The sequence below is a fragment of the Burkholderia cenocepacia genome (assembly GCF_900446215.1).
Lineage (GTDB): Bacteria > Pseudomonadota > Gammaproteobacteria > Burkholderiales > Burkholderiaceae > Burkholderia > Burkholderia cenocepacia.
Genome location: NZ_UAQZ01000014.1, coordinates 606,670 through 630,183, shown reverse-complemented (window position 1 = coordinate 630,183; position 23,514 = coordinate 606,670). Strand labels below are relative to the sequence as shown.

The 23,514-nt window shown below is 58.1% G+C and carries 22 protein-coding genes and 2 pseudogenes; 15 read left to right on the top strand and 9 right to left on the bottom strand.

The window, feature by feature from the left end; genetic code table 11:
* Both DTA15_RS29605 and DTA15_RS29600 read right to left on the bottom strand, forming a co-directional pair.
* Window positions 1-1,029: an ABC transporter substrate-binding protein gene (locus DTA15_RS29605; protein WP_006481822.1), complete on the bottom strand. Its 1,029-nt coding sequence runs from the start codon at window positions 1,027-1,029 to the stop codon at window positions 1-3.
* Between the two features lie 74 nt (window positions 1,030-1,103).
* A complete protein-coding gene (locus DTA15_RS29600) occupies window positions 1,104-2,129 on the bottom strand; it encodes a LacI family DNA-binding transcriptional regulator (RefSeq protein WP_006481818.1) in 1,026 nt (341 codons plus the stop codon).
* 831 nt (window positions 2,130-2,960) lie between these two features.
* Here DTA15_RS29600 and DTA15_RS29585 point away from each other — a divergent pair.
* The 6 genes from DTA15_RS29585 (at window position 2,961) to DTA15_RS29560 (ending at window position 9,310) form a co-directional block, all read left to right on the top strand.
* Entirely contained in the window at window positions 2,961-4,163 is a 1,203-nt protein-coding gene (locus DTA15_RS29585) for a tyrosine-type recombinase/integrase (RefSeq protein WP_012492455.1), read from the top strand.
* Window positions 4,164-4,229: 66 nt separating this feature from the next.
* Entirely contained in the window at window positions 4,230-5,087 is an 858-nt protein-coding gene (locus DTA15_RS29580; protein ID WP_006481795.1) for a hypothetical protein, read from the top strand.
* A gap of 273 nt (window positions 5,088-5,360) precedes the next feature.
* Window positions 5,361-5,564 (top strand): helix-turn-helix transcriptional regulator, encoded by a 204-nt coding sequence (locus tag DTA15_RS29575; RefSeq protein ID WP_006481798.1) that lies wholly within the window; start codon window positions 5,361-5,363, stop codon window positions 5,562-5,564.
* A 3-nt stretch (window positions 5,565-5,567) separates the two neighbouring features.
* The gene (locus DTA15_RS29570) at window positions 5,568-5,894 is read left to right on the top strand and encodes a hypothetical protein (RefSeq protein WP_012492456.1); all 327 of its coding nucleotides are present in this window, start codon (window positions 5,568-5,570) and stop codon (window positions 5,892-5,894) included.
* A 45-nt stretch (window positions 5,895-5,939) separates the two neighbouring features.
* Complete coding sequence (locus tag DTA15_RS29565; RefSeq protein WP_006481815.1) at window positions 5,940-7,397, top strand: YfjI family protein; 1,458 nt, start codon at window positions 5,940-5,942, stop codon at window positions 7,395-7,397.
* Between the two features lie 713 nt (window positions 7,398-8,110).
* Window positions 8,111-9,310 carry a YagK/YfjJ domain-containing protein gene (locus tag DTA15_RS29560; RefSeq protein ID WP_012492458.1) on the top strand — a complete coding sequence of 400 codons (1,200 nt, stop codon included), beginning with the start codon at window positions 8,111-8,113 and terminating at the stop codon, window positions 9,308-9,310.
* Between the two features lie 641 nt (window positions 9,311-9,951).
* On the opposite strand, the gene DTA15_RS29555 is transcribed toward DTA15_RS29560, so the two are convergent.
* From DTA15_RS29555 to DTA15_RS29540, 3 genes are all read right to left on the bottom strand, one after another.
* Window positions 9,952-10,769 (bottom strand): IS5-like element IS402 family transposase gene (locus DTA15_RS29555; RefSeq protein WP_085964347.1). Its coding sequence is split into 2 segments (ribosomal slippage): window positions 9,952-10,421 and window positions 10,421-10,769, totalling 819 coding nucleotides; the frame shifts between segments, so codons are not numbered across the junction.
* Between the two features lie 1,073 nt (window positions 10,770-11,842).
* Entirely contained in the window at window positions 11,843-12,676 is an 834-nt protein-coding gene (locus DTA15_RS29545; protein ID WP_227743233.1) for an ImmA/IrrE family metallo-endopeptidase, read from the bottom strand.
* Window positions 12,677-12,704: 28 nt separating this feature from the next.
* The gene (locus tag DTA15_RS29540; protein WP_006481786.1) at window positions 12,705-13,028 is read right to left on the bottom strand and encodes a helix-turn-helix domain-containing protein; all 324 of its coding nucleotides are present in this window, start codon (window positions 13,026-13,028) and stop codon (window positions 12,705-12,707) included.
* 167 nt (window positions 13,029-13,195) lie between these two features.
* On the opposite strand from DTA15_RS29540, the gene DTA15_RS38735 reads away from it, so the two are divergent.
* The 4 genes from DTA15_RS38735 to DTA15_RS29525 all read left to right on the top strand — a co-directional run bounded on the left by DTA15_RS38735 (window position 13,196) and on the right by DTA15_RS29525 (window position 15,591).
* On the top strand, window positions 13,196-13,360 hold the full coding sequence (locus DTA15_RS38735; protein ID WP_006481809.1) for a hypothetical protein: 165 nt from the start codon (window positions 13,196-13,198) through the stop codon (window positions 13,358-13,360).
* Between the two features lie 22 nt (window positions 13,361-13,382).
* Window positions 13,383-14,699 (top strand): nucleotidyltransferase domain-containing protein, encoded by a 1,317-nt coding sequence (locus tag DTA15_RS29535; protein ID WP_006481816.1) that lies wholly within the window; start codon window positions 13,383-13,385, stop codon window positions 14,697-14,699.
* Window positions 14,700-15,170 carry a type II CBASS E2 protein gene (locus DTA15_RS29530; RefSeq protein ID WP_012492462.1) on the top strand — a complete coding sequence of 157 codons (471 nt, stop codon included), beginning with the start codon at window positions 14,700-14,702 and terminating at the stop codon, window positions 15,168-15,170.
* A gap of 67 nt (window positions 15,171-15,237) precedes the next feature.
* The gene (locus DTA15_RS29525; RefSeq protein WP_006481844.1) at window positions 15,238-15,591 is read left to right on the top strand and encodes a hypothetical protein; all 354 of its coding nucleotides are present in this window, start codon (window positions 15,238-15,240) and stop codon (window positions 15,589-15,591) included.
* Here the strand turns inward: DTA15_RS29525 and DTA15_RS29520 are convergent.
* Window positions 15,530-16,347 (bottom strand): IS5-like element IS402 family transposase gene (locus tag DTA15_RS29520; protein ID WP_085964347.1). Its coding sequence is split into 2 segments (ribosomal slippage): window positions 15,530-15,999 and window positions 15,999-16,347, totalling 819 coding nucleotides; the frame shifts between segments, so codons are not numbered across the junction. The genes DTA15_RS29525 and DTA15_RS29520 overlap by 62 nt on opposite strands.
* Before the next feature lie 200 nt (window positions 16,348-16,547).
* Here DTA15_RS29520 and DTA15_RS29515 point away from each other — a divergent pair.
* A complete protein-coding gene (locus tag DTA15_RS29515; RefSeq protein WP_256604948.1) occupies window positions 16,548-16,919 on the top strand; it encodes a hypothetical protein in 372 nt (123 codons plus the stop codon).
* A 461-nt stretch (window positions 16,920-17,380) separates the two neighbouring features.
* On the opposite strand, the gene DTA15_RS29510 is transcribed toward DTA15_RS29515, so the two are convergent.
* The 3 genes from DTA15_RS29510 to DTA15_RS29500 form a co-directional block, all read right to left on the bottom strand.
* On the bottom strand, window positions 17,381-17,974 hold the full coding sequence (locus DTA15_RS29510; RefSeq protein WP_006492364.1) for a CGNR zinc finger domain-containing protein: 594 nt from the start codon (window positions 17,972-17,974) through the stop codon (window positions 17,381-17,383).
* Between the two features lie 138 nt (window positions 17,975-18,112).
* Window positions 18,113-19,003, bottom strand: a complete 891-nt coding sequence (locus DTA15_RS29505; protein ID WP_006481826.1) for an alpha/beta fold hydrolase — start codon at window positions 19,001-19,003, stop codon at window positions 18,113-18,115.
* 60 nt (window positions 19,004-19,063) lie between these two features.
* A complete protein-coding gene (locus DTA15_RS29500; protein WP_158305052.1) occupies window positions 19,064-19,777 on the bottom strand; it encodes a helix-turn-helix domain-containing protein in 714 nt (237 codons plus the stop codon).
* A 290-nt stretch (window positions 19,778-20,067) separates the two neighbouring features.
* Between DTA15_RS29500 and DTA15_RS29495 the strand changes: the two genes are divergently transcribed.
* The 4 genes and pseudogenes from DTA15_RS29495 to DTA15_RS29480 all read left to right on the top strand — a co-directional run bounded on the left by DTA15_RS29495 (window position 20,068) and on the right by DTA15_RS29480 (window position 23,442).
* A protein-coding gene (locus DTA15_RS29495; RefSeq protein ID WP_085964349.1) for an IS3-like element ISBcen15 family transposase occupies window positions 20,068-21,197 on the top strand; the annotation gives its coding sequence in 2 pieces (ribosomal slippage) (window positions 20,068-20,320 and window positions 20,320-21,197; 1,131 coding nt in all).
* Window positions 21,198-21,235: 38 nt separating this feature from the next.
* A pseudogene (locus tag DTA15_RS29490) lies at window positions 21,236-21,613 on the top strand (transposase); the annotation flags it as partial.
* A 536-nt stretch (window positions 21,614-22,149) separates the two neighbouring features.
* Window positions 22,150-22,385, top strand: a pseudogene (locus DTA15_RS39250) (SDR family oxidoreductase); the annotation flags it as partial.
* A 319-nt stretch (window positions 22,386-22,704) separates the two neighbouring features.
* Window positions 22,705-23,442, top strand: a complete 738-nt coding sequence (locus DTA15_RS29480) for an Lnb N-terminal periplasmic domain-containing protein (RefSeq protein ID WP_227743232.1) — start codon at window positions 22,705-22,707, stop codon at window positions 23,440-23,442.
* The last annotated feature ends 72 nt before the right edge of the window (window positions 23,443-23,514 follow it).

Sequence of the window (23,514 nt, the reverse complement as noted above, 5' to 3'; positions counted from 1 at the left end):
TTACTGCATCACCTGCAGGTATTGCTGGCCGAACGCCTGCTGCCCGGCCGCCATCTTGCCGAAGTCGACCGACTTCGCCCGCGCGTATTCGCTCGCCGGCAGGAACTTCGCGGCGACGTCGGCGCCGAGCGTCTGTGCGCGCACCGGACGCAGGTACGCGTTGGCCCACAGCTTCTGGCCTTCGTCGGACAGCACGAAATCGAGCACCTTCTTGCCGTTCGCATCGTGCGGCGCACCCTTCACGAGGCTCATCACGTACGGCACCGCGATCGTGCCTTCCTTCGGAATCACGAACTCGACGTTCGCGTTGTCCTTGTATTTCGCGCGATACGCGTCGAAGTCGTAGTCGAGCAGGATCGGAATCTCGCCGGACAGCACGCGCGCATAGGCCGTCTGCTTCGGCACGATCGGCGCGTTCGCCTTCAGCTTGCGGAACCAGTCGAGCGCCGGCTTGAAGTTGTCGAGACTGCCGCCGAGCGCCTGGTTGACGGCGACCGCGCCCGCGTAGCCGACGAACGCGCTCGACGGATCGAGATAGCCGACCATGCCCTTGTATTCGGGCTTCAGCAGATCGGCCCACGAGCGCGGCACCGGCTTGCCGTCCAGTGCGTCCTTGTTCACGAAGAAGCCGAGCGTGCCCGAGTGGATCGCGAACCAGTAGCCTTGCGGGTCCTTCAGGTTCGCGGGAATGTCGTTCCAGTGCGCGGGCTTGTACGGCGCGATCACGCCCTTGTCCTTCGCCTGGAACGCCGACGACACGCCGAGGTAGACGACGTCGGCCACCGGGCTTTTCTGCTCGGCGATCAGCTGCGCGATCGACTGGCCGGAGTTCTTGTTGTCGAACGGCACGCGGATGCCGGTCTTCTGCTTGATCGCCGCGATCTGCGCGGCCCAGTCGGCCCATTCGGGCGGGCAGTTGTAGCAGATCGCCGTTTCGTCGGCGTGGGCCGCGGGGGCGCCGGCGACGAGCGCGGCAACGGCGAGCGGCGCGGCGAGCGCGCGCAGCAGCGAGGTCAGGCGAAAGGACACGGTGGGTCTCCGGACGAGTGGGGTAGCGCTGGGGTAGCGGGGTGATCGGCGGGCGTGACGCGTGCGTTCTGCGATCACGCCTTGCGCAGTTGCAGCTCGGTGGCCGGCGGTGCGATCGTCGCACCGTCGCGCACCGCGTGCGGCAGGATCATCGACGTGCGCTCGATCGCCGCGCCGCCGATGGATTCGACGAGACGCTGCCATGCGTGGCGGCCGATGTCGCGGTTCGGCGTCGCGACGCTCGCGAGCGGCGGCGCGAGCAACTCGCCGATCGCGATGCCGTCGAAGCCGAGCACCGACAGGTCGTCGGGGATCGAGAAGCCCGCGCGGCGCAGGCCGCGCATCACGACCATCGCGAGCAGGTCGTTGCTGCAGAACAGGGCGGTCGGCCGCGTGGCGTGCGCGGTGAGATGCGCAAGCACCGCATCGGGCAACTCGGGCGCGTTGAAGTCGACTTCGACGGGCGGCAACGTGGCCACGCCGCTTTCCTCGAGTGCCTGCGCATAACCGAGATGGCGCTGGCGGGCGCGATCCGACGCGGCGAGCGAACCGGCCAGCATCAGCACGCGGCGATGGCCGCGCGCGGTCAGCAGCTGCACGCCGTCGTACGCGGCGCGGCGGTTGTCGACCGACACCGACGGACGGCGCTGCGTGTCGTTGTGCATCAGCACGTAGTGCGAGCCGTCGCGGTCGAGCATGTCGAGCAGCGGGTGTGTGTCCGCATCGGCGACGGTGAGGATCAGCCCTTCGACGCGCTGCTCGCGCAGCGTCTCGATCGCATGACGCTCGCGCGCCGCGTCGTATTCGGTCGTCATCAGGATCAGCTTGAAACCGGCCGCGGTCGCGAGCGCGTCGATGCCTTGCAGGCAGTCGGCGAACACCGGGTTCGACAGCGTCGGCACGACGGCGCCGACGAGCCGCGTGCGCTCGCCGCGCAGTTGCCGGCCGAGCGGGCTCGGGCGGAACTGCAGCGTATCGATCGCGGTGCGGATCGTCTGCAGCGTGGCGGGGCTGACGGTATGCGGCGCGTTGATCGCACGCGAGACGGTGGCGATCGAGAAGCCCGCGAGGGCAGCGACGTCCTTGATGGTCGAGGTCATGAAATAACGCGATGTAAACGTTTTCGGCCGGGGAATTATCGAAAACGTTTGTGACTTCGCGATGACGCACGCGACGCTTGTTTCGCGACAAGCACGACACAAACGTCAGACGGTTGGGGCCGTCGGACGACGCGCGGTCGATTGTATCGGGGGATGTTGCGGCGCGGGACGAAATCGTCGGCCGTGTCGTATCGGTGTCGAATGCGCGGGTAGACGCAATGCGACGATGAGCGGTGTCGCGATGCGGCGCGGCGGAATGAGGGAACGCATGCGCAAGCAATGGTAGAATCGCGTCCGCCCTCTTGCCGGGGTGATGAAATTGGTAAACATAGCGGACTTAAACGATTGAGTGCCCGGTCGGAAACGGTCGGTGCAGAACCCTTCAAATTCGGCGAAACCCCTGATGTGCGCATCGAGGCAACGCCGAGCCAAGCCTCGCGGCATCCGCGAGGAAGGTGTAGAGACTAGACGGGGGGCGCCTAAGGCGCACGGGCAGCGGTCACGCCCGCGCGCGACGGTGAAGGCATAGTCCAGCGCACGAACGGTTCGCGCACGCGACGCCGGCTTTGAAAGAAGCAGTGTGACGAAAATCCGCCGCCTTAACTGGCTTGCCGGTTCGAGTCCGGTCCCCGGCACCAAATACCCTTCCAAGGCCATCCTTGGAAATCCAGAAACCCGTGATAGGATAAGGCTTCACGGGTTTTTTTATTCCTGATTTGTCCAGTCTAGCCCGTGTGAATCCGGGGGCATGCGGGGGCACTTCCGGGGGAATCTTTGTCGATGGTTGATGCCCCTGACAAAAAGTGCCCCCTTGGGGCTGTAAGGTGCACTATGCCGCTGACTGACGTCACTATCCGAAAGGCCTCTCCCCGCGAAAAGCCGTACCGCCTCGCCGATGGCGGCGGCATGTATCTCGAAGTGTCTCCATCAGGGGGCAAATACTGGCGATTCAAATATCGCTTTGCTGGTAAGGAGAAGCGTCTGGCCCTGGGTGTCTACCCCGATGTTCCGCTTGCCGCCGCGCGAGAGAAGCGAGATGAGGCGAGAAAGACACTTGCCGGAGGGGTCGATCCCGGTGAGGCGAAGAAGGCCGAAAAGCGAGCTGCGCTTCTTGCCGCAACCAATTCGTTCGAAGCAGTTGCGCTGGGCTGGATGGAGGAGCGCAAGCCCTACGTCACATCGGGTTCGTGGGGAAAAACCAAGGCGCGATTCGTCAAGGATGTATTCCCTTGGTTGGGCAAGCGTCCGATAGCAGAAATCGATGCGCCTGAAGTTCTGACTGTTCTCAAGCGCATCGACAGCCGAGGTGCCCGGTTTACCGCTCACAAGGTGCGTAGCGAGATCAGCCGAGTGTTCCGCTATGGAATTAAGGAAGGGTACTGCAAGGTCGACGCGGCGCGCGACCTGACAGACGCAATCCCGCCGGCTCAAACCACTCACTTTGCTTCGATTACCGATCCCGAGAAGGTCGGTGCCATGTTGCGAGCGTTTGATGGCTTCTCTGGCACGTTTCCGGTCTTATGTGCACTTAAGCTGGCGCCCATGCTCTTCACTCGACCGGGCGAACTCCGCAAGGCTGAATGGGCGCAATTTGACTTGGATAAGGGCGAGTGGCGTTATCTCGTGACAAAGACCAAGACGGAGCATCTAGTGCCGCTTGCCCAACAGGCTATTCAGATTTTGCGAGAACTTCATGCGCTGACGGGTAGTGGACGATACGTGTTTCCAGGGGCTCGCTCAGCCCTGCGTCCAATGAGCGATGCAGCTGTCAATGCGGCCCTTCGTCGACTGGGTTATGACACACGTACCGAAATCACGGGGCACGGCTTCCGAGCGATGGCGCGCACGATTCTTCATGAAGAACTGGAGCAAAAGCCGGAGGTAATCGAGCATCAGCTCGCCCACGCGGTTCCCGACAATCTCGGCAAAGCGTACAACCGGACGAAATTCATCAAGGAACGGCGAGCGATGATGCAGAAGTGGGCCGACTACCTCGAAAAACTCAAGGCAGATATTGGCGCGCACACCAACTGACTAGCTGCTATGCGACTGTAGCTGGGAGGGCACCGAGGGGCATCGAACTAACGACATGGGATTGACGTGAAAATCAAGAAGCCGGCTTTTTTGTTGGAGGCCGAGAAGAAGCTCAAGGTGCTTTGGGATCTTCTCAAAAATACAGATGCTGTCCGATTCAGGTTGACAGTGACGATGTATCGAGAGAAGGGGGAAGAGCCCGTCGTGATGACGATGGAAGGTACACGAGCTGAAAACGGAGGCTGGAACCTAGAGCCACCGCCGAGCAAGCGTATCGGTCCTCTTGAATCGCCTGCCGAGTTGAAGGAAAAGCTGGGAGCTATTGAGGCATCCATCAATAAATACATTTCAGCACATTCACTCGATGAGAAGTGGCGGGAATGGTTGGGTGCACTTAAAGAGGCGATGAAATCAGGACGCTCGACCGAAGATTTGGAATTTCGCAGTGAAATTCCAGTGAGAGCAATCGCTAGCTATGGATATGGCGCACATTTTTTTGCGCCCGTCATGGCGATGGCCTATGTCCTCGAGGGGACGGATGCATTGACGAGGGGTGACTTGGACCAGGCGTCGCGGAGTGTGGAGCGGGGCGTCTATTGGTCACGTGACGAGATGCTGATTGTCGACCCGACCCGCCGCTTCACGGAGCGTGCAGGGACTGGCGGTACCGCGACGGGGCTTCTTCGAGAGCCGGTGAAGGAAAAGGTCGCTGAATTGCTGAAATCGCTGGCGCCGGAAGAAGGGTGGGGGTCGACCCAGATTGCAATTGACACCGTTGCCTCGTATTTAAATGATAATCATTCTCATGACGTCGAATCGTGTCATTTGAAGCTGGAGAATCTCCCTCGTACCATCAAGCAATGGCTTGACGACGAGCCGGAAAGGTTCCCGCACTGCGTCAAGCCTAGGCAGAGCAAGGCTTGACGCCTCATTCCGTATCTTCCCCAAGCCCCTCGATGAGGGGCTTTTTTGTGCCCAAATTTTTATTTTAGTGGCTGTGCAGACCTGGAGAAGCTGCGTCTCTACCATCGCCTCATCGATTCAGTGCAGTGCAGAACAGCACAGGTCGATGCAGGCAGGTCAGGTGGGGTTCACGGATGGTAGCTGGGCCACACCGTCGCTCTTTAATAATCGACGCAGCACTACTGACGCGCTCTAGCGCGATCTGCTGTCGTCCATGTAAACGAAAGGTGTTTTATGACGTTGGATGAAATTCCACCGGTTCTGAGTGTCAAGCAATTTTGCTCAATCATCGCCAAATCCAAGTCGTGGATCTACGAAGAGTGGAAACGCGAAGGAAGCGATCTTCCGAAGCCGTTCAAGATTGGTAGCGCAACCCGCATCTTGGGTGAAGCGACGGCCAATTATCTCAAGAAGAAATCCAATCCAGATCGGGAATAAGAGATGAGCGACGATAGGAAATCAATAGCAGATGCATTCACTGAACGAGAGCAGCTCACTCGGCAAGTGAATGCGGCTTCAGGGAAGGAGGGCTCGGAAAGCCAATCCATCGAGGTTGATGGTGGCTGGGACGAACTCAGCTCAGGAAATAAGACTAAAAAAGAAGCGATTCTAAAAGAGCATTTCTTGAAAGCCCTGGAGCGATTCAATGCGGGCGTGAGCTTGTCCAAGATACGCCAGCATTACGAAAAGCTAGGAGCGAAATACTCACCGGTCACGTTCAGGAAGAAATGGGACGAGCTTGTGAGAGCACACGCAGAACACGGTTGACTAATTTAGGGGCGCTTCGGCGCCCCACTATTTTGAGATTTCACGATGAATGCCATTGCAATTTATAATCCGCCTGCATATCCGATCTATGTGTTTCCGTCAGAGATTGCGAAGGCGATATACGAAGTGATGGAAAAGATCAAGGCGCCGGATGCACTCATCGCCACATCTTTTCTTGCGACAATGTCGATTGCATGCCAAGGGCTAGTCGATGTCAAGCTTCCATTCGGTGCAGTCGTTCCGGTGTCGCTAAACATACTGATCAAAGCTGAGTCTGGGGAGCGGAAAACTGCCACTGACAAGATCGTTGGGGAGCCGATCTATGCGCACGACGAGGCAAGCATTGGTCAACATCAGCAAGACCTGATCCAGTACAAGGCGGATCATCGCTACTGGAAGACCGTCGAATCAACAATCAGGAGCATGATCGCCAAGGCAATCCGGCAAGGGGAGGATACCGAAGTCCTACGTCAGCGGCTGGATGAGCATATCAAGAGCGAGCCGGCACCACCTCAAGCGCACCGATTCATTCATCAGGTTGCAACTGAACCAGCATTGATGAAGAGTCTGGAGGGTGAAGGCAGATCTATTGCCATCACGACAGACGAAGGTGAAGTTGTGCTCAAGGGTGGCCTGATGAGCCGACCAGGATTGCGTAACAAAGGTTGGGATGGTGCAAAGCTGCTGGTGTTCGATCGGCTTAGCACCGGTAGCATCATCGCCAGGCAGCCTCGCATCACGGTTAACCTCATGGTGCAAGATGCCGTACTCGATGTATATCAGCAAGATCGTGGTGCCGTTGCACGCGGTTCAGGCTTTTGGGCGCGATACCTGGTAGGTGCACCGCAATCTACTCAAGGTTTTCGATTCATCAACTACATCGATGAAGAATGGCGCGAGCTTCCCGCGTTCCATACTCGTTTGAAGGAGTTGCTGGATAGCTATGCTACACAAAGGAAGTCAGGTGTAGTGAAGCGCGAGATACTTGAGTTCAGCCCCGAGGCAGCAGCGGAATGGGTGAGATTGTTCAATAACCTAGAGGAGCAAATCCAACCTTGGAAGTACCTGAGCGACGTCCATGACTTTGCATCCAAGGCGAATGAGATGCTTGCTCGTGTCGCTGCGATCCTTCATTACTTCACGAAGCAGCAGGGAAAGATTACGAAAGCGACGCTGAACTATGCGGTCGCGATCGTGAACTGGCACTTGCACGAGTACAAGCGATTGTTCTCACCGCAGTTCAGTGCATTCTCGATGCAGCAGAGCATGACTGAGTTAGAGCGGTTCCTGTTCCTCAACTACTGGAAAGCGGGATTGCAATGCGTAGCCAAGAATCACGTGCTGCGAAATGGTCCGAACCATCTTCGGTCTAAGGCCGCGCTAGAGCCAGTGATTGAAGCTCTGACGGCTCAAGGATCGATCAGTGTGTTCAAGGATCAGGGTACTAATAAGGTCATGATCGGCTTTATTGCATATCGCTTCGGTTCGTTGAACTATTATTGATTACACGCCACCTTCGGGTGGCGTTTTTTTGCTGGGTCGTCAAATCCGTTGCGACTTCCGCGACAGTCGCAGAAGTCGCGGTCAATTTCCACCGTTACCAATTTGGACGACAGCGAAACACACCGAGCATCGATGCCTTACTAGCACGCTCAGCACGGAAAAGCAATCCTAATCAGATCGCCGTGCGCGCAGTCCTGGCGAGCGGTTTTGTTCTCGACTATTGGCGTCTGCACCACGCTATATCCATGTTCCATATGCTTTTTTATTGCGTGCGTAAGTATGTATATGAGGAGTATCGTGAATAACCGTGGTTCTCTCGGGTTTGGGTGATCAAATTGCCGTGTTTCTCGTGTGATTGGATGATGCTTGGTTTTTGCTTCCTATGGAATATCAAAATAATTGAATGATTCATCATGATTAGATGGCGATATTCATGTCAAAGATCTACGTCGGCTCCAATGCGAAAGACAAGGTGCATCCATCTCACAAGCATGAGCTGTCCATAGACTAAGCGACGTGAGTAACAAGACACTCTCTCGTCTGCACGAAACGGATGGAATAACGAGAAGTAATCGACTGATCAACACTAAAAAAGAACGTCTCTTGCTCTTCGTATAGCTGAGATTCGCTAGCAGGCTACTCAGCTAAGTCTGAACAAGAGGCGGAACATCAACCATGTCACCCTCGGGGTGACGACATATCATCACTCGACCATGAATAACGTTAATGAAGACCAGGAAGCACTGGAGGTAATCGCTCGCCTCGATGAGCGTATGAACCTCGAAGAAATCGATATAGATGGACGTAGGCAAGTGGTCATTCACAAAGGCTACGCTTCCCGCTATCTCTTTGCCATTGAGAAGTTCGTTCAAGAAATCGAGAAGGGACGTAAAGGCTCGTTCATTGAGGAGACTGCTCGATACAGCGGTATCAAGCGCATCCGTGAACTCTACTTTGGCAAACGCTACTATCGTTTGGTGAACGAGTGGTTGGAGCGCTACGCTGAGGTCTACCACTACACGGCACGCGTAGAGGTGTTCTACGACGTTTGTAAGGAACTGGGCTTGATCGGCGATCGGCATCCTTTTGCTTTCGATAAGCCGGGAGACGTCGTACGAGCTGATGGCATGCGATACATGGACCTGTTCGACCTGCTCATCGAGAAGATTCGTGAGCGTTGTCAGTCGCGTGCATTCAGGGAGCGTGAACGACTGAGAGAAGCAAACGCTGAGAAGAACAGGGCAAACGTATTGACATTGGAAGAGGAGATGTTCTCGGCAGAGACCGGTAGATCGCGTTGGTTGGTCCTGGCGTTGACGCTGCGCTACAAGCCTCAGTTTCGCCGTTGGATTACGCCAGAAGTGATCCAGCAGCATCGTGACCGCTTCTTCGCCGCTCGTCGGTTTAACACGTTGATGTCAGGTATTGCGAACTACGTATGGGCTATCGAACAAGGCGAGGGCACGGGGTTGCATTTGCATGTGATCTTGTTCTACTCGGCAGAGCACAACCACGACGAGTACATCGCCATGCTGATCGGTGAGTATTGGGCGAACGTAGTCACTGAAGGAAAGGGCGATTACTGGAACAGCAACAGGGCTCAGTTGAAGAAGAGTTACGAGAAGCGCGGCCACGGTGTTGGTGTGGGGCAGATCGACTGGAAGGACACGAAGAAGCGAGAAGCGCTGCGTAAGAACCTCGTGTATCTCGCCAAGTCGGAGCAGTACCTGATGCTCAAGAGTGCCGATCGTATCCGAACGTTCGACATGGGCCAAGTGCCGAAGAAGTCGTCTTCAGGTCGTCCTCGTGTTGATTCGGAAGCGAGCGGGACCAGTACCGAGTTGATTGAACCTTCGTCGCACGGCGTGACTGATGCGAACACGGGTAAGCTGGATAAGGACCAGAATGAATAAATCGGGCTACAACAGGCTCAATGAATCGAGTGGGTGTAGTAGATGATGTCTTGCGAAGGCCGCCAGGAGGTGATTAACAGCCTCCTGGCGGTCACTTCATCCGGGCTTGGGTCCATGGTGCTTTCGTCGCTGATGTTGGCTGCCTCTTCGGGGTGGCGCAGCAAGCGCAATCTACGAACTGTTGGGCATGCACTGAAGGCGCAAGGTCAGGCAACGGGAGGCTTCGGTGTGCGGTTGTCGCAGACGAATCGCTGGACACGAGCGACGGCAGCGCCGGCGCGATGCCGCGCATGACGTGGGCGATCGCGTTGGCGGCGGCGCTATTCGCCCCCGCTACCTCCCTGGGGGCAACGTGTACGCCGGGATGCTTCGTGCCGGTACGGTGACGGAGCAAATTTGTACCGTTGCGAAGTCGCTCGTGGCGGCGCTCTGCATGTATCTCGCGCCGATGCGCTGGCGGTTCACGCCACGACTCTTGATGGGCGTGAGCCGGTCTGTTTGCTCAACGTCGGGTATGTGATTTCGTCGACCAGGCAACAGATCAGCCGGTGATCGGTGACACGGAACAGCGTCGCGTCGTCGTTGTCTTGCTCCCCTACAAAGAACAGGTAACCCTTTTCTTTGTTGCCTTTGAGACGGTTTCATAAAGACTGGTCGGCCCGCCGAAGGGTATTCCAGCAGATCAGGCAGCAACCGAGTTTGAGGAACGCGCCGTGAATGTCTGCACGGCGCTCGAAACGAATGCGGAGACGACGGAAGTGATGCAGCCAGGCATGCGTGCGTTCAACGACCCAGCGATATTTTCCAAGGCCGCTGCCATGTTCGGTGCGGCGCTTGGCGATAACCGGCTCGATACCGCGATCGCGCAACGCGCGTCGATGCCGCTCAGAGTCGTAACCGCGATCGGCGTAGACCACGCGCGGTCTCTGCAGTGGGTGGCCGCGCAACCCACGAATTGGCGGAATCGCATCGATCAGCGGCAGCAGCTGCGTGACATCGTGAACGTTCGCGCCGGTCAGGATCGCCGCGAGCGGCGTGCCATTGGCGTCGGTGACGATGTGGTGCTTAGAACCTGGTCGCGCGCGATCGGTGGGGTTTGGCCCAGTTTTTGGCCCGCCCCAACGGCGCGAATCGATGAGGAATCGACTGCGGCTCGCGAGAAATCGATTTGGTCTGCTGCTCGCAGCTTCGCAAGCAGCAATTCGTGCAGGCGATCCCATACGCCCGCAGCCTGCCAATCGCGTAGCCGTCGCCAGCAAGTCACGCCCGAGCCGCAGCCCATCTCGGCGGGCAGGTCGCGCCAGCGCAGTCCGGTCTTGAGAACGAACAGGATGCCGGTCAGCGCGGCGCGATTCGAAACAGGCAGGCGGCCTGGGTTTTTCTCGCGCCGCGGCTTGGGTGGCGGCAATAACGGCTCGATCAATGTCCACAGTTCGTCGTCAATGATCGGCTTGGCCATCTCCTCGGTCTCAGTTGTTCCGATGCCTGAGGTTAACAGCTCGCCGCGCAAGTTAACAGCCCCACCGGGCCTTTTTGAAACCGTCTCTTTGTCTTTTGCTGCAATCGCCTCTTTGCGGGCGGCTTCGATTTCGTTGCGCACGTATGTGCGCTTCGCCTTGCTCCAGTCAGCCCATTCGACGCGAACACGGTGACCACGCGCAAGCCGCTTTTCCTGATCGCGCTCGCCGGCGTCAACGGTGACTTCGAGAAATTCGTCAGTCTCTAAGGGCTTGCTCCACCGAATCGCGGCATAGAAAATCCGGGTGTCCGGGTAGCGAGCCAGTTCGTCCCATTTCAGTTTCTTGAATACGGACAGATATTTCGTCGCGTCGATGCCAGGCACTTCCAGTTCGAGATCCCGATCGTACGGGAAATTGATGAAGGTCCGACAGATCCGGCGAATCGTGTTCGCGACGCGGCGACGGTTCGACGTAGATGTGCCGCGCTCGCCGTCGCCCCTCCGTCTGGTGCCGCTGCCTCCCGTTCCGTCATTGTCGCCGCCGCCCGGTTCGCCCGTGATTGCCCGGAGATCGCGCAGGACGAGCTTCGACGGATATGGCGCAGGAAACCCTTCCTTCGGCGTGCTTACGCGATTCTTCTTGCCCTTGGTGACGAGCTTTTTCTCCCCATTGACATCGCACCCCAGCTTGTGATCGCCGTCTCGCGCAGTGAAGTATGGCCGGACCACATTCTCCGGTCGATAAGCGGCGGGCGTGAGCTTGATTCCACATCCGCGGCAGACGTACCGGTCCTTGTCGACCTCGGGGATGAGCCAGAGTTGTTCGGCTTCGACGATTTCGCCGGTGATCTTGTCCTGCGCTGAATCCATATACACCTCTTTGAGTTCTTCTTCTGCAGCGTGACGTATTCGGCGTGACTTGCGTTGTCTGCCTTAGGTATGAAGATTTGGGCGGCTCAGCGATAATCAAGGGCTCAAGAGGCGGAGCGGTGGTCAGGGCGCACGGTCAGAAGAGCGCGATGATTACGAGGGATGGTAGTCACAGCATTGCTGACGGCAACGAATGGGGCTGCTCAGAAGCTGGGAGTTCCGGTGAGTGGGGCCAGCAGCTCATCGTCACTGGCGTCCCACGTCGCGCCTTCGAGCATCAGCAGGGAAATGCTCATGTCGTAACGATCAGAAATCACGACCATCTCGCGAGTTTTTGTGTCGGGAAACCAGATTCCGCGTTCATGCTCGATTCCGTCGCGGGAGTCGACGTCGAAGGTCCCTGAGCGAGGTTGCATCGCCAGCGATTGCACCGGTAGTTCCATGCCTTCGTGAAGATGGTTGAAGCCGAACTTCTTCGCACTCGTGCTGCCCTTCCACCAGTGAAGCATGCCTTCGCGCGCGAAAACGATGATCGCGGAGTGCTCGGTGAAGTCGATCCATTTCAGAATCGCCGCCGTCAAAGAAACCCCATATCGGGCGGCGCATTCGCCGAGAACGTTAAGGGTAATGTGTTTGCCCTTCACTTGGTCCCGGAAATCATCAATCGGCATGAGCAGATACGAGGCGAACAAATCGGCTTCGCGTTCAATAGCCTTTGCCGCCACTCCGAGCGTCGCGCTCTGCGAGCAGCGGAACGCCTCCTCACGAGTGCGATGCAGTACGTAGTGACCAAACTCGTGGCCGATGGTGAAGTTCGCCCGCCCGGGAGCGTCTTCGTTGGGGGCATGCAGAATCACCCATTCTTCCCTCTTGGGCAACCAGAACAGTCCGCCCTCAAAGCCATCGAGATCCCGGGCTAGAACTTCGCCGATGGGTCGAGCCGGCGATACCTGCCGCGACCATTCAATGGCCAGTTCGCCAGTCCGGATCGGAAATGCCTCGCCATGTACAGCCCGCCAAAGCTGCACCAGCTTCATTGCTTCGCGCTGCGGCGACAGAGGCTGATTAGTCACGTTTCCGGTCGAGAACTTCGAGGATGTCCTGGAGCTGCCGTTTAACGGGCTCGTCTAGCTGTTCATACTTTCGGAAGAACGCCTCGTCGGCGACCTTCCTGGAAGGCTCGGCTTGCGTGTCGTCCAGCAGAAACGCGGAGGTGACGCCGAGCGCTTGCGCGATCGCGTCAATCCTGTCAGCCGACGGGCGTGCCTTTTCCTTGTTCTCCAGCTCCCAGATCGATGACTTGGACGCGCTGACCTGAAGGGCCAGCTGATCAAGCGTGAGCCCTTGCCGTTTCCGCAACGTGCGGATCTTTTCGCCTAGAGTTGGCATGATGTTCGGAAATTCGATAAAAAAAATGCTTGACTTCAGTCATTCTGAAGTCCAGTATTTTCATTGTCGGACTTCCGAACCGAAAAGGCAAGAAGACCGAACGCCTTTTCGCGTGCGAATCCGACGGTCGGATTCGGCGCGAGGCTCTTGAGCGGAAGGAGAGCATCATGCCGAAAGCACTGAAACCGGGGACGCCGGCACTGTCCTCGGGGCTGTACCGCAATAACGCGACTCGCACCGAAGTGACGGGAGTGAAAGGCCGTCCGCTGCCGCATACGCCCGGGCGTCACCAGACCTACACCCTGGTCGATCCCGCGAAACATAAGCGCTAATTCGAGAGCGGGAGACGGCGAAATGAGTACACCAGCACTGACTATTAGTTCCCTGGGCGGTGGCCGGGAAGAGGGGCACGGAGCAACGTCGCAGGTGCCGCAACGGCGGCCTTTCTTTTCGTACCGTGCCGAGACGCAATTTTTTCACCTTGCCGATACGATCGCGCGCTCGCACGAACCCACGTCAACGCAACTTCTGGCGCTCGAGTCCTCGTACATCAGCACCGCGGAGTATCTAGCTGAAAGTGACGAGTTCGCCGGTCTGACGACGAACATTCATGGCCACGGCTCCAGGGCACTCGGGACGTTGCTCAGGCCGTCGGATGAATCGCGGGAAGGCTTCGACATCGATCTGGTCGCCCGGCTCGATCAGCGTGCGATGTCGAGATACGGTGGAGACGGTGGTCCCGGGTTGCTGATCAATCACCTGCACGCGGTTCTGTCACGATATGCGAGCGCTCATAATCTGAAGGTCAAGCGCTGGGAACGGTGCGTTACGCTTGAATATGCTGGCGGCATGTTCGCGGATATCACGCCGGTTGTCGACGATCCGCTATCCTGGGCTGCGTACGGCGACACGCATGGCCGTGTCCCAGATCGCCAGTTGCGGACGTACGAACCCACGAATCCACGTGGGCTGACCCGCAGCTTTGCACAAGCAGCAGCGATTGCGCCGGTCTTCACCGCCGTCAAGCATCTGATATTCGCGGCCGACTCGGTACGCAAATCCATTTCGCCCCTTCCGAAGGCCGACGAGGTTTTCGAGCGATTGCTGAGCCGCCTGGTACAACTGCTTAAACTACATCGGAACGTAGCGTTCGGGAAGGCTACTACCGGTCACCAGGACTTCGCACCCTCGTCCGTATTCATCACTACGCTCGCGGCTGCAGCGTATGTCGACCTGGCTCCGAAACCCCATTCCACGCCGCTGGATCTTTTGCTTGATATCGTCGAGGCGATGCCGCAGTACTTTACGCGGGAGCGCGATTTCGGCGGCGGGGAGGTCTGGTACCTCCAAAACCCGTCGTCGCCTTACGACAACCTCGCAAGCAGCATGAACACGCGAGAGCGCCAAGGCGCATTTGACCAGTGGCATGCTCGTATCTGTCGGGATCTGCGCATGCTTGTCGACGTGATCGAAACAAATGCCGGTCTGGACGCTGTCGTTCGCGTCGTGGCCGCAGTTTTCGGGGAGCGCGCGCGAGCAGAGATTCTGAGGGATGATCGCGCGCGGCGGGAAGCTGACCGGAAAGCAGGGCGCGTGGCAATCCTGGGCGGCGGTGCGGCCCCGTCTTCCGTCATTGCCAGATCGAAGCCGCACACGTTCTACGGTGATTGAATGCGACGCGTCCCGCCACCACCGAGTCTTGCCGCGCGGGCACTGGATCTCGCGTCGTTGCAGCTGGCGGACAGTTCATTTACCTTGTGTTCCGGCAAGGAGTTGCGCTTCGTGTTCGTTGTTTCCCCCGGACCGTATGCGCGCAGATACCGATGCCTTCTTCGGCTGAAGGCCGGCCGCAAGGTGCCGGATCTCTTGGTACTGGAGCCCGACCTGAGTGCTCTCGCAAACGGCAAGCGGCTGCCGCATACCTACTCGCACGACGGGCGGGGTACAAAGCTCTGCCTGTGGTGGCCGAAGGCGCAGGAATGGTCTACAGGCATGAAGTTGTCGGAGACGTACATTCCGTGGGCCGTCGAGTGGCTGGGGTATTTCGAGGAATGGCTGGCGACGGGAAAATGGACGGGCGGTGGTGAACATCCACCGTCGGCCGCCCGTCGACGGTATGGCGTCGGACGAGAGGCCGCTTGAGGACCTTTCGGGCAGGCATAGCGCGACACGACTTGCGGGTTTATTGAACGCTTTCTCTGAAACAAAAATGTCGAACGCAGACCCGATACGAAAACGCTATTTCGATGATGTCGAGCTTGCCGATACCGCGACGGACTGGCTGTTTTACGTCGGTGCGGTCTTGTCGATTCTGTCGCTGCTGCTTGACAAAAGCGTGTACCCGAGAATCTACGATTGGGTTCAGGTCTGTTTTTTGATTGATGCCATCGTCCTGTTTGTCCTCGGTCAAGTTTCCCGTTTATATCTGGCGCCTCGAGCTGAGGATAAGCGCCGTCAGGACTTCTTCGGCCACGCGTTCTACGTCAGTCTTAGAGACGGTTTCATAAAGACTGGTCGGCCCGCCGAAGGGTATTCCAGCAGATCAGGCAGCAACCGAGTTTGAGGAACGCGCCGTGAATGTCTGCACGGCGCTCGAAACGAATGCGGAGACGACGGAAGTGATGCAGCCAGGCATGCGTGCGTTCAACGACCCAGCGATATTTTCCAAGGCCGCTGCCATGTTCGGTGCGGCGCTTGGCGATAACCGGCTCGATACCGCGATCGCGCAACGCGCGTCGATGCCGCTCAGAGTCGTAACCGCGATCGGCGTAGACCACGCGCGGTCTCTGCAGTGGGTGGCCGCGCAACCCACGAATTGGCGGAATCGCATCGATCAGCGGCAGCAGCTGCGTGACATCGTGAACGTTCGCGCCGGTCAGGATCGCCGCGAGCGGCGTGCCATTGGCGTCGGTGACGATGTGGTGCTTAGAACCTGGTCGCGCGCGATCGGTGGGGTTTGGCCCAGTTTTTGGCCCGCCCCAACGGCGCGAATCGATGAGGAATCGACTGCGGCTCGCGAGAAATCGATTTGGTCTGCTGCTCGCAGCTTCGCAAGCAGCAATTCGTGCAGGCGATCCCATACGCCCGCAGCCTGCCAATCGCGTAGCCGTCGCCAGCAAGTCACGCCCGAGCCGCAGCCCATCTCGGCGGGCAGGTCGCGCCAGCGCAGTCCGGTCTTGAGAACGAACAGGATGCCGGTCAGCGCGGCGCGATTCGAAACAGGCAGGCGGCCTGGGTTTTTCTCGCGCCGCGGCTTGGGTGGCGGCAATAACGGCTCGATCAATGTCCACAGTTCGTCGTCAATGATCGGCTTGGCCATCTCCTCGGTCTCAGTTGTTCCGATGCCTGAGGTTAACAGCTCGCCGCGCAAGTTAACAGCCCCACCGGGCCTTTTTGAAACCGTCTCTTAATCACCAAGCGACAGACGGGTACTACAACAATGATGCACGCGATCCGAATAGGAGGCTCGCGGCACAGTTGCTCGAAAATAGTCTCTTCAGCAAGACCATCGCTCTATCGATGGTGCGCTTCGAGCGCATCAAGCTTCTCGTATATGCAGTGCTCTGGCTCGTCTGTGTAATTAACCGCCAGTCTGATCTCGGCGTGATTCTGGCCGCGTCGCAGGTGGTCTTCAGCGAGCAACTAGTATCCCGCTGGTTGCGACTCGAGTGGTTGAGGATGCGATTCGAGAAGACATACGACGACGTGTACCGATTGTTTCAATCTCGTCCGGCTGCCACGACGTTCGCTGCGATGGCCCTCGATTCGTTGACCTCGTATGAAGCGGCGAAGTCCACGGCGGGTGTCACCCTTTCGTCGAGGACGTTCGATAAATTAAACCCTTCTATTTCGCAGGAATGGATCTCGATCAAGGCGCTTCTCAAGCTTTGAGCGCATTCTCGTGACAGCGAGTCGCGCCTGGTTAGCGTTCGTATCGTGATGGTCGACGTGGTAGCGATGATGGTGGAGTACTGTCGCGCTTCGAACATATACGTCTATCCCCTGATTGTGCGATAGATCAGAGTCGGAATAGCCGCCTGATCTCGGTTTCTGCCTTCACTTGCATGCCACTTCTCTTAACCTGTCTGAGGTTGGCGATGATCTTCTTCGCAGGGCCAATCTCGTCATTCACACTTTGCGGCTGCGATCAGCTGGTGCTCAGGTCATCGACAATGGCGAAGAAATAATCCTTGTGGTTGGATTGCACCCAAAAATTCAGACCGCAAACCCATTTCTCCATCGGGTAAGGCTCGAACGGGTATCAGTGTCGTACACACGTGACCGTGCGCTCGACCAGTTTTTTTGTCGACGCGATGCTCGTATGTGTAATTTCTCTCAGCTTAGCCTATACATCAGCTGCTGTGCCGCCGTCTAAAAGCCGCGACCTTCAGACGGTTCCCGCACAAAGCCATGCTGCACCACCGACGTCGATGTGACTTTGTACGATCGAGGAACCACAGCATGCAGTCGGGGTTCTCGCATTTCTTGACCAGAGAAAAGTCGGTATCGCAAATCAGCTGAGAGACGGCTTCCGTAAGCGGTGCCAGAAACTCGTCGGGGGTGCGGTCCTCGTATCGTTCGACGATCTTCGGAGCGCCGTCCTCTGTGATCAGAATCTGCGATGTTCGCCGCGCACTGGCTAGCATGCGATTTATCGTCCGCAACTCGAGCTTATTGCCGGACTTGCGGGCCAGGACCAACTTGCGAGTGGCCTCACGCAATTCGCGTGCGGTATCGACTAGTGCACGTTCGGGAAACCGGCGCTGTTGCGCGTCTGCAGCGAGTCTATGACGCGCCATCCATGTCTCGACGTCCGTGTCTGTCGCCCACATGTCCGTCAATGAACCATCGATAAGCTGCAACGTATTCAGCGCATCGAGCGCACTGTGACCTCCGAGAAAGTCGGTGCTTGAAGTGCTTTCGGTCGAGGTGTCTGTCAAATCCATGGTGAGCTGCTCCTTCCGCCGAATCGTAACCCAAAAATTTCGATTTAAAGGGTTACGCTCGCGTGCCGCCCGTTGGGCGCGTGTCGCAGACCATCTGCACTGGTAGCGGCAGAGGTCTGCGGTCACGTGAGGCGTCTTTTAGTTGGCTACTTTCACCATCAGTTGGTGGATTTCGTTAGCGATCTGATCGACGTGTGTTTCGAGAGCGAAGTGGCCAGTGTCGAGCATCGTGACGGTCACGTTGGGGTTGTCGCGCTTGTAGGCCTCGGCACCGGGCGGAATGAAGAACGGGTCGTGCTTGCCCCAGATGGCGAGCGTCGGCGGCTTGAAGTCGCGGAAGAAGGCCTGGAACTGCGGATAGAGCTTCAGGTTCGACGCGTAGTCGAGGAACAGGTCGAGCTGGATTTCCTTGATGCCGGGGCGCTCGAGCAGGGCCGCGTCGAGAATATAGGCTTCGGGCGCGACGGCATCGGGATTGGCGACACCGTGTACGTACTGCCAGCGGGTGCCTTCGAGATTGAGGATCGCGTCGGCGATGGTCTGGCGGTTCTCGGGAGTAGGGTCGGCCCAGTAGCGGCGGATCGGATCCCATGCATCGCCGAGGCCTTCCTCGTAGGCGTTGCCGTTCTGGGAGATGAGGGCGGTTACGCGCTCGGGATGCTTGACGGCGAGTCGGAAACCGACAGGCGCGCCATAGTCGAACACGTAGATCGCATAGCGGTTGAGCTTGAGCGCATCGACGAAGGCTTCGGCGGTGCCGGCGAGTGCATCGAACGAGTAGGTGTAGTTGCGTGCTTCGGGGACGGTCGTAAAGCCGAAACTGGGCAGGTCGGGGGAGATGACGCGGTATTGCGACGCCAGGCGCGGGATCAGTTCACGAAACATGTGCGACGACGAGGGGAAGCCGTGTAGCAGCAGGATGACCGGGGCGTCGGCGGGGCCGGCCTCGCGGTAGAACACGTTGACGCCATCGGCTTCGATGGTCTTGATGGACACGGACGGAATGGAGGTACGTGCTGCAGTCGTCATATCAATCTCCTGGAGTGGTGAGCGTCGGCGTTGTCGCCGGAAAATTTTTTCGAGCGTATCTCAGACGCATGTCGCATTCGGCGTCATCGCTACGCTGGCTGCATGCATGTTTCGCCATCGTCCTGGCGTATCGCCCGTAAAGCGTTTGAACACCGCAGTGAAATGCGATTGATTGCGAAATCCCGCCGAGAGTGCAATATCGGGTAAAGGTGCGTCGGATCGACGCAACATGTCCTGAGCGTATTCGATGCGCCGCCGCAGGAGGTATTCGTGAGGACGGGAGCCCGTGGCGAGACGGAACTGAGCCGCGAAGTGCATGCTGGTCAACCCGACCACGCGCGACATCTCCGCCAATGAGAGTTGGTGGTCGAGGTGAGCGTCAATGTATTCGAATATGAGATTGAGTCTATGTCGACTGAGGCCACGCGATACGGTTGTATCGACAGTTCCTCCAGTCGCCCGCGCGAGCAATCGGGTAACGATAGCCAAGCTCAGGCTCTCGGTATACAACTCGCTGTAGGATGATTCGATATGGGTTGCATCGGTCAACGCGAACGCGAGTTTCGCGATCGCAGGATCGTGCTGAATGCATGGTTGTGGACGCGCCTCCGCGCGCGATAGCAACCTTATCGTCTCACTGCCGCAATGATCAAGAAACGAGTCTTCAAAAAAGAGATGGAGGACGTCACAGGGACGGCGGAACACCGCTTCGGCGGTTTGGCCCGGTGCAGTGACGTGAGCAGATCCGACGCTGATCATGCCGTCGTGAATCATTTTCCCGTCGACCGAGAAGAAGATGTCACTGCATCGTAGTGCGACTCCGACTGTGTAGTACCTAAGAGCGGGCGCTACGAACTGACGCGGGGCGTGGCTCTGGATCTGCCAACGAGCGACTACGACCCCCGTTGATCTCGCCGCGCATACGCGTGAAGTCGAGAGGTCAGGCTGACGCCACTGCGATTCGATACGAACGGCCGAGCCGGTGACCCTAGCCCACAAAACTGTCCCATTTGAAAGTGGAAAATTCCGGCATGACGTTGTCATCGAGACCAGGAGGTCATGCCGTGAAGAAGAGCAAGTTCACCGAAGAGCAGATCGCATACGCGCTGAAGCAGGCCGAGCTGGGTACGCCTGTCGCGGAGGTCTGCCGCAAGATGGGGATCAGCGACGCGACGTTTTACAACTGGCGGACGAAGTACGGCGGGCTGTCACCCTCGGAACTGCGCCGGCTGAAGCAGCTTGAGGAAGAGAACGCGAAGCTCAAGCGGCTCGTGGCCGATCTGTCGCTGGACAAGGCCATGCTGCAGGATGTGCTGTCAAAAAAGCTCTGAAGCCTTCCCGGCGCCGTGATCTGGTCACGGACTTGATGCAGCGTTTCGGCGCGAGCCAGCGGCAAACCTGCGCATTGTTGCAGTTGTCCCGCACGGTCTACCGTTACGAATCGGTCGCGCGGGATCAAAGCGCGCTGGAGATGCGCATCAAGGAGATCACGGAAGTGCGGGTGCATTATGGTGCGCCCCGCGTGTACGTGATGCTTCGCCGGGAAGGCTGGCGAGACAACCATAAACGCGTCGAACGCGTGTATCGGGAACTGGGGCTTTCGTTGCGCCACAAACGACCTCGACGGAACAAGTCGGCCCGGCGCCGGCAGCCAAAGCAGTCAGTGAGCGCAATCAACGAAATCTGGAGTATGGATTTTGTCGCTGACGCGCTGTTTGATGGTCGACGCTTGCGCACGCTCACGATCGTGGACAACTACACGAGAGAATGCCTAGCGATTGAAGTCGACGGTTCATTGCGTGGCGAGCACGTTGTCGCCGCGCTGACCCGGCTTGCGCAGCATCGTCCGCTTCCCCGCTATATCAAGGCAGACAATGGCAGCGAGTTCATTTCGAAGACGCTCGACAAATGGGCGTACGAGAACGGCGTGGAGATTGACTTCTCGCGTCCTGGCAAGCCGACCGACAACGCGAAGAATGAATCATTCAACGGACGCTTTCGGGAGGAATGCCTCAACGCACATTGGTTCTTGTCGCTCGAGGACGCCAGACGCAAAATCGAGGTCTGGCGCGAGTACTATAACGAGGCGCGCCCTCATTCTGCGCTGCAGTGGATGACACCGGCGGAATTCGCCCGCCAGTGCACCGATCGGGCCGATCCGGCCCGCCCCGAAGAGCCGGAATTTTCCAACTAAGACCGGGACGGAAATTGGGCCAGCCTCACGATTACTAGCGGTCCACACTGCGCGATGAGGAATGGCTGCTAGTCGAATGGCCCGAAGGTGATGCGGAGCCACTCAAATATTGGCTTTCGACTATGCCCCCGGACACGACGCTCGAACGCATGGTTCATGTCGCCAAGATGCGCTGGCGTATCGAGCGGGACTATCAGGATCTCAAGCAGGAATTCGGCTTGGGACACTTCGAAGGACGTGGCTGGCGTGGATTCCATCACCATGCATCGTTGTGTATTGCTGCCTATGGGTTTCTTGTCGCTCAACGCCTCATTCAAGGTGATAGTAAAAAAAACTCCGCGATACGCGACCCATTTGCCTTACCCTCAGATTACGTGCCACGCGGGTCCCCAGCGCGCGCAGCGCCACGTGGCTAATTCCATTACCACGCTGCGCTGGCGTATCGCTGCATACATCGCGCGCCGGCTCCAGCGATGTCCGTTTTGTTCAGCGCCAAAGAGTGATTTATTGACACAGTAAGACTAAGAAGCTGTTGCAAAATTAGTTGGATGCTGTCTTGAGTTGATTCCAGCCAATCAAGCGGCACGTGAGCGAGAGGAGTGCCCTGCACGTATGCCGTTCGTAGCGAATCTTGAGCCATCTGGACGTCAGGCATCCGAATTTAAGGGGCAGAATCGATAGCGGCCTACTTTATAACTTCGATTCGGGCGGGGAAATTCGGGCTATCCTATCCTGTTAACAACGACTCTCACGGCCCCGAAGTGGGGGGATTCACCGCACTTGACGCCGGGAGGTGCACGTTATCTCTGTGATGGGTATGCTACCGTACGAAATACTTTGGCGGCACTTTGGTAGTGCGTCATTTTCAGCGAATGCAGACGTCACCAATGCTTCATTTGGGACCGATAGTACAAGCCGCATCAATCGTTTGCGCCGGACGACATAATGTGAAGCATATAGCGCGTCTGTGACCGCCATCGGACCGTGGCGACAGATACACCATGCTTTTATCGTGCCGAAGTTGTGCTGACGCGGGCAAAGATCATAAGACGACTACCGCGCTGTGCTGCTCAGCACGACGAGCCTCTTCGATAGCAAGGACGTCGTGCCGTTCGTCCGCCATTTAGTGAGTGACGGCTTGTGGATCGCGGCCAGGCCATTCTAATCAACGGTGGGGACACCACGAAACCCCGCGCCGAGCTTGTCATTTTCTTTTCTAAAATTCCTGGAAAAAACGAGGCCCCGGTCGAAGTAGAATTGGCGGCAGATGCGACGTGATCGTCGTGCATACGAAACTGCATCGTGGGGCATCGGTATTTCTGGGCGTTCGCCGATCGGGTTCCGGATGGATCAACATGACGACATCGACGACATCGACGACATCGACGACATCGACGACATCGACGACAACTCGCCCCGTTGCTGTGCTGCAACCGGACGCCACGACCGGGCCGGCATGAACCCGTTGTCGTCGCTGATTCGATTTGCGCGCGCGCCGGCTGTGTGGGTGCCGGAATACGCGCGCGCCGCGCGGATCGAATGGCGCGGATCACAGGTTACCGTGCGCGACGTACGCAACTTCAGATACCGGACGCGCAACGACTGCATGCCGGCCTACTACGACGCCATGTTCGCGCTGGATGCGGTGACGACCGTCGATCTGGTCGTGTCGCGCTGGACCGCTGAAGCGATCGCGCACGTGTTCGTGAGTTTCGGACTGGACGACGGCAGATACGTTGCGATCTCGATCGAGACGCGCCGACGGCACGGGCAACGCTATTCGCCATATGCGGGTTTCTTGCCGCTGTACGACCTTGTGTACGTCGTTGCCGACGAGCGGGACTTGATCGGCGTACGCAGCGACGTCCGCAGGGAGCGGGTCTATCTGTTCCGTGCGCACGTCACGCCTGAAACCGCGCGCGCATTGTTTGTGGATTACCTGCGTCGCGTGCATTCGCTTGAAGGTCGTCCGGAGTTCTACAACACGCTGCTCAACAACTGCACGACGAACATTCTGCGTCACATCCGGGCGGTTGCGCCTGATGTCGGGTACAGCTGGAAGGTCTTGCTGAGCGGCTATGCGGACCGATACGGGCATGATCTCGGCCTGCTCGATGCATCGATGCCATTCGATGCACTGAAGTCGGCGAGCCTGATTCGACGTGCGCCGGGCGCGGTGATCGACGACGATTTCTCAATAGCGATCCGCGCGTCGCTGCCGTTCGCCCCGACGCACGCGAAATGAAGCCCACGCCCGGCCGCCCGCTCGCTCGCGACATGTCTATCGTGCGGTTGCGGCCGTTGACGACGAGGTAAG

What these genes read in the sequence shown, in the direction of transcription:
- DTA15_RS29525 (WP_006481844.1), top strand. Translation starts at nt 15,238, where the DNA reads ATGTCGAACGCAGACCCGATACGAAAACGCTATTTCGATGATGTCGAG.
- DTA15_RS29585 (WP_012492455.1), top strand. Translation starts at nt 2,961, where the DNA reads ATGCCGCTGACTGACGTCACTATCCGAAAGGCCTCTCCCCGCGAAAAG.
- DTA15_RS38735 (WP_006481809.1), top strand. Translation starts at nt 13,196, where the DNA reads ATGCCGAAAGCACTGAAACCGGGGACGCCGGCACTGTCCTCGGGGCTG.
- DTA15_RS29600 (WP_006481818.1), bottom strand. Translation starts at nt 2,129, where the DNA reads ATGACCTCGACCATCAAGGACGTCGCTGCCCTCGCGGGCTTCTCGATC.
- DTA15_RS29530 (WP_012492462.1), top strand. Translation starts at nt 14,700, where the DNA reads ATGCGACGCGTCCCGCCACCACCGAGTCTTGCCGCGCGGGCACTGGAT.
- DTA15_RS29535 (WP_006481816.1), top strand. Translation starts at nt 13,383, where the DNA reads ATGAGTACACCAGCACTGACTATTAGTTCCCTGGGCGGTGGCCGGGAA.
- DTA15_RS29570 (WP_012492456.1), top strand. Translation starts at nt 5,568, where the DNA reads ATGAGCGACGATAGGAAATCAATAGCAGATGCATTCACTGAACGAGAG.
- DTA15_RS29560 (WP_012492458.1), top strand. Translation starts at nt 8,111, where the DNA reads ATGAATAACGTTAATGAAGACCAGGAAGCACTGGAGGTAATCGCTCGC.
- DTA15_RS29510 (WP_006492364.1), bottom strand. Translation starts at nt 17,974, where the DNA reads ATGGATTTGACAGACACCTCGACCGAAAGCACTTCAAGCACCGACTTT.
- DTA15_RS29540 (WP_006481786.1), bottom strand. Translation starts at nt 13,028, where the DNA reads ATGCCAACTCTAGGCGAAAAGATCCGCACGTTGCGGAAACGGCAAGGG.
- DTA15_RS29505 (WP_006481826.1), bottom strand. Translation starts at nt 19,003, where the DNA reads ATGACGACTGCAGCACGTACCTCCATTCCGTCCGTGTCCATCAAGACC.
- DTA15_RS29500 (WP_158305052.1), bottom strand. Translation starts at nt 19,777, where the DNA reads ATGATTCACGACGGCATGATCAGCGTCGGATCTGCTCACGTCACTGCA.
- DTA15_RS29515 (WP_256604948.1), top strand. Translation starts at nt 16,548, where the DNA reads ATGGTGCGCTTCGAGCGCATCAAGCTTCTCGTATATGCAGTGCTCTGG.
- DTA15_RS29575 (WP_006481798.1), top strand. Translation starts at nt 5,361, where the DNA reads ATGACGTTGGATGAAATTCCACCGGTTCTGAGTGTCAAGCAATTTTGC.
- DTA15_RS29565 (WP_006481815.1), top strand. Translation starts at nt 5,940, where the DNA reads ATGAATGCCATTGCAATTTATAATCCGCCTGCATATCCGATCTATGTG.
- DTA15_RS29545 (WP_227743233.1), bottom strand. Translation starts at nt 12,676, where the DNA reads ATGAAGCTGGTGCAGCTTTGGCGGGCTGTACATGGCGAGGCATTTCCG.